This is a genomic window from Flavobacterium sasangense DSM 21067 (assembly GCF_000686885.1).
In the GTDB taxonomy this organism is placed as follows: domain Bacteria; phylum Bacteroidota; class Bacteroidia; order Flavobacteriales; family Flavobacteriaceae; genus Flavobacterium; species Flavobacterium sasangense.
In genome coordinates this window covers 66,870-79,918 of the sequence record NZ_JMLU01000009.1, presented here as the reverse complement: position 1 = coordinate 79,918, position 13,049 = coordinate 66,870, and the positions used below count along the sequence as shown (strand labels likewise).

The window sequence follows — 13,049 nt, the reverse complement described above, 5'->3', positions numbered from 1 at the left end:
TAATTTTTTAAAATGAGTTAAAATTTAACCACACCAATAAAAAAGTCTGACTTGTTTGTGATTTTTATTTTCTCTTTTTTCTTTACAGATTTTTTGTCCTCGTTTAAATTTAAGATTTTTTTCTTCAAATGGAAGCAATCCAATTTCAAATCTTCTTTTGTTTATAGCTACAAATTTATTAGTATCTTCTGTTTGATGCCATTCATTGTAGTATTCGTCTATATTGCTGAATTTAGATTGAAAATCCATTATTGAGGCATAGATTTCAGGTTGTAAGTTTCCTTTAAATACTTCGTTTTTTAATAACTGATTATAACTTTTGTCTCTTGGATAGGAATAATAGTGAAGTAAAATAAGTTTAGCTTTATTGTTTCCAAACGAATAGTCGTAATTTGGTTGATTCGATAAACTCCTAATGCCCAAATAATTCAAATCGATGTTTCTTTCTTCTGGGAATCCATATTTTGTAATTAGTGGAATTAATTTTACATCAACAATATCTGAAATAATACTATCATATTTCTTCCAATAAATATCCTTGTTTTTTGAATCATAAGTATTCAACGAATCCAAGTAATATATTTTCCACTTATTGTCTAAATCGGATAATTTGTTGATAGAATCAAGTAATGCATAATTGATGCTTTCCTTGTATTTCTTATTTAATATTTTAAATTGGGATTTTATGAATTTATCAAGATTATGTTTAGAAATATAATTTCCAATTAAACTATCATTAGTTAAATATTCAGGAATCAATCCTCTTTCAAATCCTTTTTTTAGTGAGTTTTTAAAGAATTTTATATCGTTTTCAATTGTTGCTACTTGCATAGCTGTAAAACAGTTTTTTGCTATTGGTTTTACATTAATTGAAAAAGCTTTTTTGTAATGTAGAAGCGCTTCTGAATAATTTTCTTTTAAAATAAAAGATTCGGCTTGATTTACACTTAAAGAATAGTTTAAATAAAAATTTGATTTGTCTTTTCTGGTGCTAGAGGTTAATAAAGTTGTTACTAAAAATACTAATATATATTTCATTGATTTAATTTTTAAACTCAATCCCAACTTTATATGTGTTTTGTCTTTTAATCATATAATCATATTTTTTCCATAAAGCAGTTTCACCTTCATGAAGATATCTAAAATAAGGTATAATTTTGTTGTCTTTTGAAACTCCAATTGTGGTTATTCCAGGAGGATAATCAAATCCTAATGCTTGATAGTCTTCTTTAGAAAGATTTTTAATGGTAACGAAAATACCATTTGTAGGAAATTCAAATTCTTCTTCTTCTGAAAGTTCTAAAATAGCATAATCATCATCAATTTGACATGAAACTAAGAGGTTTTTTTTAAATATTTTTTCATTTGGAACTTCATAAATAGAATCAACAGTATAAAAATTTACTTGAATAGGGCTAAACTTAGCATTTCTTCTTTTATTAGTTTTTTTAGTTTCTAGGTTTTCCAGAACTTTATAATCATTGGTGTAAATCTTTAATTTTTGAATAATATTGCTTTGTTTTTTTTCATTTGGAAAATAAAGTGCAATTTCTATGTTACTACCAATTGAACTACTTTTTCCAAAGTTTTCAGGTAGAATATTTCTTGATGAAATCTTCGGAAATAATGATTCTGTTCTCTTTTTAGTTTTAGAAGACACAATTATTTCAATATCTTTCAATTCTTCAAGTTTTTCTTCTAGAAATAAAGTGTCTTGATTTGTTATATTATCAAATGTTTTTAGTTTATATTTTACATGTCTTATTAAAATTGAAGCGTTTAAGTCTACTTCTTTTATTGTAACACTTCCTAAACTATCTGTAATATATTTAGGAGAATTGTTAACAATTAGTAACGCATCTGTAATTGGAGATTTTAAAGTAGAAGCAACTGTGATTTTTTTTTGAGAAAAAACATTACTGACAAAAAGAAGTGTAAATAAGATAATATTTTTCATTTACTAAGAATTAAAACAACTTCTCTTTCATCTTCTTCCAACGATATTTTCTAACAAATTTTGCTTGTTCAGGTGTGACCAACATAGTTTTATTTTCTCTTTTTGCTTTCCAAAAACCTTTGATGTAATCTAAAAATAATAAAGGTTTTCCTTTTCGCATGGCTAGTTTTAAAGAAGCAACGGCTGTGATGAAAAAGCCATAACCTAAGGTATAAAAAGCTTCTCCTTGTTTGAATCTTGCAGCTTGATTGTAGCTAGCACCTGTAGGTTTTAGGTGTTTTACGTGTAAACTTTCATCAGTTACCATTTTCCAATGGTAAAATTTACAAAGTAATTCGTCAACGGTATCCCAACCCATTTGCGGTTTTAATCCGTCAATTTGTTTGAAGGTTTCTTTTCGATACGCTTTCAATGCACCACGAATATGATCTTTATCGGTTAAGTTCTCTAAAACCCAATTCCCATTTTTTTCGATGTAACAAAAGCCACCAACCATTCCAATTCTCTTATCCGATTGGAAATGTTTGATAATGGTTTCGAAGTAATTCTTTGGAAAAATCAAATCAGCATCTGCTTTTACAATGATATCGTAATTGTCGTCGATGTTTTTTTCTCCTTCATGGAATGCTTGAATCACTTTACTTCCAGGTAAATGAATAGCATTCGATTTTTTATTCACTAAGGTAATAAATGGATATTTGGAAGCAAATTCAGAAACAATTTCCGGAGTTTTATCGGTAGAATTATCATTTACCACTACAATTTTTGTTGGTATAACAGTTTGTTCTACTAACGATTGCAAAGTTAAGCTCATAAAAGCTTCTTCGTTGTAAGCAGGAATGATAACGTAATATTTCATTTGGCTTATCACTTTTTACTTGTCACTTTTCACTCTTTCGGCATAAACCAAATAATATCTCGGTGTAAACCATCTTAATAAAGGTCTAAATCCGATTTTTTTTACTGGATGAGTGAATTTTACTCGGTCCACAATTTTAAAGCCTGCTTTTTCAAGTAGCCAATCCAATTGCCAATCTTCAAATTCATGATAATGTCTGTCCCACATATCGGTTTTGCTTCTATAAGCTGGAGAAAACCACAAACGTAAAGGAATCGAAATTAAAATTTTATCCGCTTTTACGTTTTGTAAAACTGTGTAAGGATTTAGTAAATGTTCGAAAATTTCAAAACCTGTAAACACATCATAGTTTTCGTTTTGAAGAGCCGATTGATCATTGTCAATATCTTCTCCTTTAGTATTGATAACAGTATAACCATTATAAACCATAATTTTTGAAAAAGGATTTGGAACGCCTAAATCAAAAATGGTTTCAGAAGTTTTGATATGTTTTTTTAGAAAATCTAAAGTGATATTGAATCGTTTACTCGGATATGTTTTCTCGTACATTATAAAGTTTGTTTCAAGTTTCAGGTTTCAAGTTGGAAACAGTTTGTAAAATTAGCAATTTAACTTGAAACTTTAAACTTGAAACAAAAAATTACATTTGATACACAATAGCGTTAATGTTCATTCCAGCACCAACAGATGCAAAAATAATAACATCGCCTTTGTTTAAATTTTGTCCTTCTAATTCTCCATTTACAATTAAATCATATAAGGTTGGAACCGTTGCAACGCTTGAATTTCCTAATTTATGAATACTCATTGGCATAATTCCTTCTGGAGTTTCCATTTTATACAATTTGTAAAAACGATTGATGATGGCTTCATCCATTTTTTCATTTGCTTGATGAATTAGGATTTTCTTTACATCCGTTATAGCAATTCCACTTTTTTCTAAGCAAGATGCCATTGCTTTTGGAACATTAGATAAAGCAAACTCATAAATTTTTCTACCATACATTTTGATATAGCGAATATTTGGGTCTTCTTCTTTACTAAAGGAGTTTCCAAAATATAAAAACTTAGATTCATCAAAAGAAAAAGTAGCAGATTCGTGAGCTAAAATTCCGCCTTCATCATCAGTAGCTTCAATGATTGTAGCGCCTGCACCATCTGAGTAAATCATGCTATCTCTGTCGTGTTTGTCTACTACACGGGACAAAGTTTCGGAACCAATTACCAAACATTTTTTAGCCATTCCAGCTTTAATGAATGCTTGTGCTTGAATAACAGCTTCTATCCAGCCAGGACAACCAAAAAGAATATCGTAAGCAACACATTTTGTGTTTTTAATTTTTAATCCATATTTAACCCTAGTGGCTAAACTAGGAACAGTATCCGATTGAATGGTGTTTATTTGAATATCTCCGTAGTTGTGAGCAAAAATGATGTAATCTAATGTTTCAGGATCAATACCTGATTTTTCAATAGCTTTTTTTGATGCAATCACAGCCATATCAGAATTTACCATATCATCGGCCGCATAGCGTCTTTCTATGATTCCTGTAATTTCAACAAATTTTTCTGCAATAATATCATTTGTCATATTAAAAGCAGTGCCGTCTTCGTTCAAAAAATCGTGTTGAGCAAAATCAGAATTCGTAACTTTTTTAGTTGGAATATAACTTCCTGAACCTGTTATTTTAATATTCATAATACGTATTGTTAATCTAACGAAATTATTAATTATTTTTTAAGATAAATACAAAACAGATGTTTTATTTGGTGTAATTATTGAATCGTCATTTTAAACCAAAAAAAATATGAAAATCAACTTTTTAATGGCTTTTAATTGAATTTTATCTGCATTATCGTTGCCATACTTAGTGCTTGTGTTTTCATTTGTTCAGCATATTTTCCTGCGAAATGCTCATCAATTGTTGAATTAAAATGTGTTAACCAAGTATCAAAATGTTCTTTTTTGAAAGCATGTTTGTCGTGAACGTCTTTGTGAATAGAAAACATATTGTTGTAATAACCTCCTTTTAAGAATAAAGATTGCTCCCAAAAAGTTGCTAGAATATCAAAATGTGCTTCCAAGTGTTGGTCAACAGATGTCACTTTAGTAAAGAAAAAATTAATTGAATCATCGGCTAAAAGTTTGTCGTAAAACTTGCGCATGATGAGTAAAATATCTTCTCGAGTTTCGATGTCGTTCATTTTCAGATTTTATGATTGTACAAATTTACAACAATACTTTTTGAAGCAATTGACTTTTATCATGTTTAAAAAAAATCCCAAAAACCTGAATTGGAATTTGGGATTTTAACTATTGAAAATTTATTTTTTACATGTAAGCCTCAATCGGAGCACAAGAACAAACTAAATTTCTATCTCCATACGCTTCATCCACACGACGAACCGTTGGCCAGAATTTATTCTCAGCAATATAATCTAATGGGAAAGCGGCTTGTTCTCTCGTGTAAGGGAAAACCCACTCGTTAGCTGTAACCATTGCTAAAATGTGAGGCGCATTTCTTAAAATATTGTTTGCATCATCTTTAGAAGAAGCTTCAATTTCTTTACGAATTGAAATCATCGCATCACAAAAACGATCTAATTCAGCTAAATCTTCTGATTCTGTTGGTTCAATCATTAATGTTCCAGCTACTGGGAAAGAAACCGTTGGTGCATGGAAACCATAATCCATTAAACGTTTTGCAATATCCGTTACTTTGATGCCTTTTTCTTCGAAAGCTCTACAATCTAAAATCATTTCGTGAGCCGCTCTTCCCATTTCTCCAGAATATAAAACAGGATAATGTTCGTCTAAACGTGCTTTCATGTAATTTGCATTTAAGATAGCATATTTAGTAGCATTGGTTAAACCTTCTGCACCTAACATTGTGATGTAACCATAGGAAATTAAACATACTAAAGCCGAACCATAAGGCGCAGACGAAATAGCTGTGATTGCTTGACTTCCTCCTGTTGGAATAACCGGATTCGTTGGTAAGAATGGTACTAATTTTTCGTTAACACAAATTGGTCCAACACCAGGTCCACCACCACCGTGAGGAATAGCAAACGTTTTGTGTAAGTTCAAGTGACAAACATCAGCACCAATAGTAGCAGGATTCGTTAATCCAACTTGTGCATTCATGTTCGCACCATCCATATACACTAAACCACCATTTTCGTGGATGATATTTGTAATTTCGATAATAGCACTTTCAAAAACTCCGTGAGTTGATGGATAAGTAACCATTAAACATGATAAATTGTCTTTATGAAGAATTGCTTTTGCTCTTAAATCTTCTACATCGATATTTCCATTATCCATGGTTTTAGTTACGATGATTTCCATTCCTGCCATAGCAGCAGAAGCTGGATTGGTTCCGTGAGCAGAAGCCGGAATCAAACATACATTTCTGTGGTTATCTCCTCTTGATTGGTGATAAGCACGAATCGCCATCAAACCTGCATATTCACCCTGAGCACCTGAATTTGGTTGTAACGTTGTTCCTTGGAAACCAGTTACTACATTCAATTGTTGCTCTAATTTTTTCAACATGATTTGGTAGCCTTCTGCTTGTTCAATTGGAGCAAAAGGGTGAATGCTGTTCCAATTTGCCATAGATAAAGGCAACATTTCAGCAGCAGCATTTAATTTCATCGTACAAGAACCTAACGAAATCATTGAGTGATTCAACGATAAATCTTTACGTTCTAATTTTTTGATGTAACGCATCAATTGCGATTCTGAATGGTGGTTGTTGAAAACATCATATTGTAAGAAAGAAGATTTTCTCACTAAGTTTTCAGGAACCATAGTATCATTTGCTAATTGATTTACTGTAAATGCATCTTTACTAGTTGCTTCAGCGAAAATAGCAATGATTTGATTGATGTCGTTTACCGAAGTTGTTTCGTTAAATGAAATCGAGATTGTTTCAGCATCTGGATAGAAGAAGTTTACTTCGTGTTTTTCAGCAATTGCTTTTACTTTAGCAGCATCGGCTTTTACTAAAATCGTATCGAAGAAAGCAGAGTTTGTTTGGTAAACACCTAATTTGTTTAAAGCGTCAGCAGTTGTAACCGCAGAAGCATGTATTTTATCAGCAATATATTGTAAACCTTTTGGTCCGTGATACACAGCGTACATTCCAGCCATAACCGCTAATAAAACTTGAGCAGTACAGATGTTTGAAGTTGCTTTTTCACGTTTGATATGTTGCTCACGAGTTCCTAAAGCCATACGTAATGCGCGATTTCCGTTTGCATCGATAGAAACACCAATGATTCTTCCTGGCATCGAACGTTTGAATTCTTCTTTTGTTGCGAAATAACCAGCGTGTGGCCCACCGTAACCCATTGGAATACCAAAACGTTGTGTAGTTCCAACTACAACTGCAGCGCCCATTTCACCTGGAGGCGTTAATTTTGCTAATGATAAAATATCAGCAGCAACTGCTACTTTGATTTCGTTTTCTGTAGCTTTTGCAATGAATCCCGCATAGTCATAAACTTGACCGTATTTTCCTGGATATTGTAAAATAGCACCAAAGAAATCAGTTGAGAAATCAAAAGTTTCATGATTTCCAACTACTAATTCAATATTTAATGGAGTTGAACGCGTTTGTAAAACTGATAAAGTTTGTGGTAAAATTTCTTCTGAAACGAAGAATTTCGACACATTATTTTTCTTTTGATCGCGTGTTCTTACATCGAATAACAATGCCATTGCTTCCGCAGCAGCTGTTCCTTCATCAAGTAACGATGCATTTGCGATTTCCATTCCGGTTAATTCGATAACGGTAGTTTGGAAATTCAAAATCGCTTCTAAACGACCTTGCGCAATTTCGGCTTGATAAGGTGTGTAAGCCGTGTACCATCCTGGGTTTTCAAAAATATTTCTTTGAATAACCGCCGGAACGATAGCTGGGTGATATCCTAAACCAATGTATGATTTGAATACTTTATTTTTCTTTCCTAATTCTTGAATGTGAGTTAAATACTCATACTCTGTCATAGGAGCGTCTAAATTTAAGTCGTTTTTTAAACGAATATCATCTGGAATTGTTTCGAAAATTAATTGGTCTAAAGATTCTACACCAACCGTTTTAAACATGTGATTTAAGTCACTTTCACGTGGCCCTAAATGTCTCAAAGCGAATGCATCTGTTCTCATTTATTAAAAATGTGTATGTGTGTTATTATGTGTTGTTTTGGACAACAAAAGTAATTATTAATCTTGTAATAATTTGTTTTTAAAATGTGAAATTTTGTGATTTTATCAACTAAAATAGCGTCTTATTAACAGATTGATTAATTTTGTTGAATGGTGGTTTTTAAGAAAATTCTCGATTTTTACATCAATAGTAGTTTGCATGTAGCATTATCAGCTTTTGCTTTAGTGTCGATGACACAATATTTCTTTGATGTTAAGGATGATTTTTCGGTAGCTTTCTTTGCTTTTTTTGGGACAGTTGTTGGCTATAATTTTGTGAAGTACGATGCCATCGCAAGGTTAAACAAAACCGAAATCAAAAAAGAACTCAAAGCCATCGTTTTTCTGAGTTTTATTTCGTTGTTGGCTTGTTTTTACTTTTTTACCCAATTGAGTTGGATGTCAAAAGTAAGTGCTTTCGCTTTTTTTGGACTTACGCTTTTATACACCTTGCCTTTTTTTCCAAACAAACAAAACGCTCGAAATTGGAAAGGCGTAAAAATCTACATCGTTGGAATTACTTGGGTTGGAGTAACTGTGATTTTGCCTTTGGTAGAAGCTGGAATTCCTTTTTCTATGGATGTTCTTTTAATGGCGATGCAACGTTTTTTATTAGTTTTCTCAATAGTTTTGGTGTTTGATATTGTAGATGTAAAACATGACGATATTCATTTACAAACCGTTCCCCAAAAAATAGGAGTGGAGCTGACGAAAAGACTAGGTTATCTCCTGTTGTTTTTACTCTTGATTTTAGAATTTTTCTATACCAATAATCATCACTTTTTACCATTCTTTTTCAAACTTTTGGTTTGCGGAACGATTGCTATTTTTCTCTTTTTTGCGAATGAAAACCGTTCGAGATATTATGCTTCATTTTGGTTAGAAAGCGTTCCGATTTTGTGGTGGTTGGTATTAATCCTGACAGGTTTTTGAAACCTGTCAGGATTGTGAATTTACCCATTAATCACAATTCGTTGTTCTACTTGTGTTTGACTTGCTTTTCGTTTTCCTCTAAAGAAGAAATATAAGTTTAAGAACAGCATTAATCCCAAATAAATTGAAAATCCGCCAATTTTATAGCTTAGTTTTTCAATTAGGACTTGATAACTATTGTCATACATGTTCATTTCTAAAATCATAAGTGCAAAACCTAAATTCAGTAAATAAAATCCAGTTTCGAATAGTTTGTTGGTGGCGTTGGCGATTTCTTCTCGACCTTTAAAAATATCCAACATGTAAATTTTACTGTTTTTAAAAAGTGTTTTTGAAACATAGTAGGTTAAAAATAAAGCAATTGGAAGATAAATTGCATAACCGATTAAAATTTTTGTAGTTTCCATAATACGAGTGTTTAAATTAATTTTTTGATGTATTTCGTTAATAAAATAATGTTGATGTAATGCATCACGGCAATCGCAATAATAATGAAAGCCGATTTTGAGGTAATCACTTCAATGAGTTGCGTGATACTTTCAATTTGTTCCCAAGAAATTATCGTCATCGCACAATAACCAATGTTTAACAGATAATAGCCCACCAAAAGCAATTGATTTATTTTATGACACAAGTCTTCATGATTGGGAATCAATTGCGAAACGAAAATGTTTCCATTGTTGTAGCAAATTCTTCCAACTTTCACAATGATAATGCCTGTGATGCTGAAATAGATGAGATAGGCGATGATGTTGAGGTTCATGACAATAGATTTTTAAACGTTTTATCTAAATCACCAAATTCAAATTCAAATCCGTTTTCTGTCAATCTTTTTGAGATTACATTTCTGCTTTTTAAGACCAATTCGGTTTCAGTTTTGATGATTTTTGCACCTAATTCCAACATTGATTTTGAAATAGATAATCCAAATGGAACTCCAATTGCTTTTTGAAGTTTTTTCATAAATTTTTCATTGCGAATGGCTTTTGGAGAAACAACATTGATGCTTCCAGAAAGTTTCTTTTCAATTATAAATTCAATAGCTCTAGCGAAATCTTTTTCATGAATCCAACTAACAAATTGTCTTCCATTTCCGTTTTTTCCGCCTAATCCAAGTTGCGTTAATTTTTTTAATGGAACAAAAGCACCACCATTTTTGCCAAGAACAATTGAAGTACGAATCGCAGTTTTTAATGTTTTTGGTGTTACAACTTCGTAAAATGTTTTTTCCCAAGTTTTAGCAACGTTCATTGAGAAGTCATTCCCGATTTCTCCTGTATATTCATCCATTTCTTTATCTTCTGAATGGCGATAAATAGTTGCAGTTGATGAGTTGATAAAATGTTTTGGTGGATTTTCGCATTGTAAAATGGCTTCGTTTAAAATTTTGGTACTATCAATTCTTGAAGCTAAAATTTCGGCTTTATTTTTTTTGGTATATCTACAATCAACGGATTTTCCAGCTAAGTTTATGACAACATCTACATTTTCTAATTCTTTTTCCCAACCTGAAAATGATTTAGCATTCCAATTTACATATTTGATTTGGTTCTTAATTTCAGATTTTCCTCTGGTTAAGATTACAATTTCTTCAAATTTATTTTTGAAATGTTGGATTAAAACGTTTCCTAAGAATCCGGTTCCTGCTGCTATGATTAGTTTATTTTTCATTTTGTTTTGCTATTTTATTTAATGTGATTGTAAAATATATTGCAATTGTCATTGGTAGGATCATTATAGTTGTAAGCAATATTATGTAATTGTCTAAAATACTTTTCTCTTCTAAAAACAAGTAAGTGGAAAAGGAAAAATATAAGAAAACATAAATCCAATAATTTATAATTTGATATTTGAGTTTTTTCTCAAGTCTTTTAAAGTTGAATGAAATATATAGAGCAATACACAGTTGAGTGAACCCAAGTATAATCTGCGCATATAAACCAAATAGAATTGTAAAGTCTAATATTATCGTTATTATTAATAGAGCTTTATTGATTTTATTAATTATTTTCATATTATCTGTATTTTTAAACTTTCAGAAATAATTGAAAGTTTTAATTAATTTTTTTTATTTCATAATCTTTACCACCAGTTTTGCTAACCAATTGTCTTTGTATTCTGTGATTTTATCCAAAACGTTATCCGCTTTTAATACGAAGTCGTACAATTTTGTGGTTTGATCTACGAAATGTTTTTCCGCTTCGGTTCCATCAGATTTTATTGTAGAAACTTCTTTTAAAACTTTTAAAGCGGGTTTGATTTCACGTTTGCTTCTTTCTCTTGAAATTTTAACTGCCAATTCATCTAAATCTTTTTCTGCGGTGAAAAATTCACGTCTTTCGCCTGCTTTGTATTCTTTGTACACGATGCCCCAATCCATCAACGCTCTTAAATTCATAGAAGCATTACCGCGCGAAATTTGTAATTCTTCCATAATGTCTTCCATAGAAACAGGTTCGTGCGAAACCATTAACAACGCATGTATCTGTGCCATGGTTTTGTTAATGCCCCATTGAGAACCTAAAGCTCCCCAGGTTTGAACGAATTTATTTTTTGCTTCTTTGAATTCCATTTTTTAGAATTATTTCATTTTGATAGGACAAAGTTAAGTAAAAGTTTTTAAAGTTTCAAAAAAAAATGAAAGTTTTTTGTGAGTTTTAAAAAGGTTAATATTGGTGAATATGTTCACCAAAAAATATATAATATTGGTGAATAGGAAGAATTTCAGAAGGTTTATCAAATGTTTTTTTATTATAAATTTTTGTTATTTTTTTTACGGTCATAGAAAATAACCTAAATTTGTTTATCAAAATAAAAGATCTAATGATAAAAAATATTTCAATATCAAATTACAAATCAATTGTAAAGCAAGATATAGATTTAGGTAGAGTTAATGTTTTTATCGGAGAAAATGGTTCTGGTAAGTCTAATGTTTTGGAAGCGGTAGCAATGTTGGCAGCTTCTAAGTGTGATGAATTGACAACTGAAAAATTGTTTAATAGAGGTGTAAGAGTAACTAAGCCATCTTTAACTTTCAATTCTTTTCTAAAGCATAAATTAAAAAAGAAATCTATAATTGAACTTGAAAATTTGGATGGAACAAAAATTAAATCTGTTTTTATAAATGATAATCCGGATGATATATATTCAAAATGGATTGATGAGGAGAATTTGGCTTTTCAAAATACATTTTTAAAATTAACATTGAAGCATTTTAAAAGTCAGAAAGACTTGCAAATTGACGATTTTGACGATTTTGAAAGATTTTTAAGCAACAAGTATTTACCATCAGTAAATCGAAATATCTTTACAGATTTATACGGGGAAAATGTTCTTGATTATGTTATTTATAATATTAATTCGAATGCCTTAAGAGGTATATCAAGTGAAAGCAAAAGAGAGTACTTGGGGATTTTTGGTGAGGGATTGGATGTTTTACTTTCAACTTTTTCAGATGAACAACTTGAAGAGTTAATGTCTTATAATTTTATTTCTTGGTTAGAAGAAATAAAATTAGATGGTAATGATTTATTGAAGTACAAGGGACACAAGTTAGGGAGAAGTAATTCAAATCTGTATTTCACAGATAGATTTATGAAAAGAAATAATAAACTATTCTCAGCAGAAAACGCAAATGAAGGAGCATTACATATATTATTTTATTTAGCATTATTTATTAGTGAGAAAACGCCAAAGTTTTTTGCAATAGATAATATTGAGACTGCATTAAATCCTAAGCTTTGTAGAGATTTGATTGCTTCTATTGTTAAGTTATCTAGTTCTCATGATAAACAAGTATTGATAACAACTCACAATCCTGCGGTTCTTGATGGTATTAATTTATTTGATGAAAATCAAAAATTGTTTGTTGTAAAAAGAGCTGATGATGGACAAACAATAGTTGAACCAATTAAATTTAAACCTAGTTTACAAGATAGTAAGTTTAAACTTTCAGAGTTATGGATGCGTGGTTATTTAGGAGGGTTGTCTAATTCTAATTTTTAGTATGAAGGCTATTATTGTTGCAGAAGGAAGAGGTGATTTAGCGGTTCTTTCGAACATATTAAAAGGGAGTCTAGATATTG

13 protein-coding genes are annotated in these 13,049 nt (G+C 30.9%); 2 read left to right on the top strand and 11 right to left on the bottom strand.

Annotated features, from left to right (window positions below; all coding sequences use genetic code 11):
• Window positions 1-24 precede the first annotated feature (24 nt).
• The 7 genes from BP92_RS0108575 to gcvP all read right to left on the bottom strand — a co-directional run bounded on the left by BP92_RS0108575 (window position 25) and on the right by gcvP (window position 7,992).
• Entirely contained in the window at window positions 25-1,038 is a 1,014-nt protein-coding gene (locus BP92_RS0108575) for a hypothetical protein (RefSeq protein WP_150111896.1), read from the bottom strand.
• A 4-nt stretch (window positions 1,039-1,042) separates the two neighbouring features.
• Window positions 1,043-1,957 carry a hypothetical protein gene (locus BP92_RS0108570; protein WP_026725685.1) on the bottom strand — a complete coding sequence of 305 codons (915 nt, stop codon included), beginning with the start codon at window positions 1,955-1,957 and terminating at the stop codon, window positions 1,043-1,045.
• A 10-nt stretch (window positions 1,958-1,967) separates the two neighbouring features.
• Window positions 1,968-2,816 carry a glycosyltransferase gene (locus BP92_RS0108565; RefSeq protein ID WP_026725684.1) on the bottom strand — a complete coding sequence of 283 codons (849 nt, stop codon included), beginning with the start codon at window positions 2,814-2,816 and terminating at the stop codon, window positions 1,968-1,970.
• A gap of 15 nt (window positions 2,817-2,831) precedes the next feature.
• Entirely contained in the window at window positions 2,832-3,365 is a 534-nt protein-coding gene (locus tag BP92_RS0108560; RefSeq protein ID WP_026725683.1) for a class I SAM-dependent methyltransferase, read from the bottom strand.
• 91 nt (window positions 3,366-3,456) lie between these two features.
• Window positions 3,457-4,515 (bottom strand): 3-oxoacyl-ACP synthase III family protein, encoded by a 1,059-nt coding sequence (locus BP92_RS0108555; protein ID WP_026725682.1) that lies wholly within the window; start codon window positions 4,513-4,515, stop codon window positions 3,457-3,459.
• A gap of 134 nt (window positions 4,516-4,649) precedes the next feature.
• Window positions 4,650-5,021: a group III truncated hemoglobin gene (locus tag BP92_RS0108550; RefSeq protein ID WP_026725681.1), complete on the bottom strand. Its 372-nt coding sequence runs from the start codon at window positions 5,019-5,021 to the stop codon at window positions 4,650-4,652.
• Window positions 5,022-5,148: 127 nt separating this feature from the next.
• The gene (gene gcvP / locus BP92_RS0108545) at window positions 5,149-7,992 is read right to left on the bottom strand and encodes an aminomethyl-transferring glycine dehydrogenase (RefSeq protein WP_026725680.1); all 2,844 of its coding nucleotides are present in this window, start codon (window positions 7,990-7,992) and stop codon (window positions 5,149-5,151) included.
• 150 nt (window positions 7,993-8,142) lie between these two features.
• On the opposite strand from gcvP, the gene BP92_RS0108540 reads away from it, so the two are divergent.
• Window positions 8,143-8,964 carry a UbiA prenyltransferase family protein gene (locus BP92_RS0108540; protein WP_026725679.1) on the top strand — a complete coding sequence of 274 codons (822 nt, stop codon included), beginning with the start codon at window positions 8,143-8,145 and terminating at the stop codon, window positions 8,962-8,964.
• A 20-nt stretch (window positions 8,965-8,984) separates the two neighbouring features.
• On the opposite strand, the gene BP92_RS0108535 is transcribed toward BP92_RS0108540, so the two are convergent.
• From BP92_RS0108535 to BP92_RS0108515, 4 genes are all read right to left on the bottom strand, one after another.
• Window positions 8,985-9,371 (bottom strand): hypothetical protein, encoded by a 387-nt coding sequence (locus BP92_RS0108535; RefSeq protein WP_026725678.1) that lies wholly within the window; start codon window positions 9,369-9,371, stop codon window positions 8,985-8,987.
• Window positions 9,372-9,382: 11 nt separating this feature from the next.
• On the bottom strand, window positions 9,383-9,727 hold the full coding sequence (locus BP92_RS0108530) for a hypothetical protein (RefSeq protein WP_026725677.1): 345 nt from the start codon (window positions 9,725-9,727) through the stop codon (window positions 9,383-9,385).
• Window positions 9,724-10,635, bottom strand: a complete 912-nt coding sequence (locus BP92_RS0108525; RefSeq protein ID WP_026725676.1) for a TIGR01777 family oxidoreductase — start codon at window positions 10,633-10,635, stop codon at window positions 9,724-9,726. The genes BP92_RS0108530 and BP92_RS0108525 overlap by 4 nt, the downstream gene beginning before the upstream one ends.
• A gap of 397 nt (window positions 10,636-11,032) precedes the next feature.
• A complete protein-coding gene (locus BP92_RS0108515) occupies window positions 11,033-11,536 on the bottom strand; it encodes a GbsR/MarR family transcriptional regulator (protein ID WP_026725674.1) in 504 nt (167 codons plus the stop codon).
• 251 nt (window positions 11,537-11,787) lie between these two features.
• On the opposite strand from BP92_RS0108515, the gene BP92_RS0108510 reads away from it, so the two are divergent.
• A complete protein-coding gene (locus BP92_RS0108510) occupies window positions 11,788-12,969 on the top strand; it encodes an AAA family ATPase (RefSeq protein WP_026725673.1) in 1,182 nt (393 codons plus the stop codon).
• Window positions 12,970-13,049: the final 80 nt, after the last annotated feature.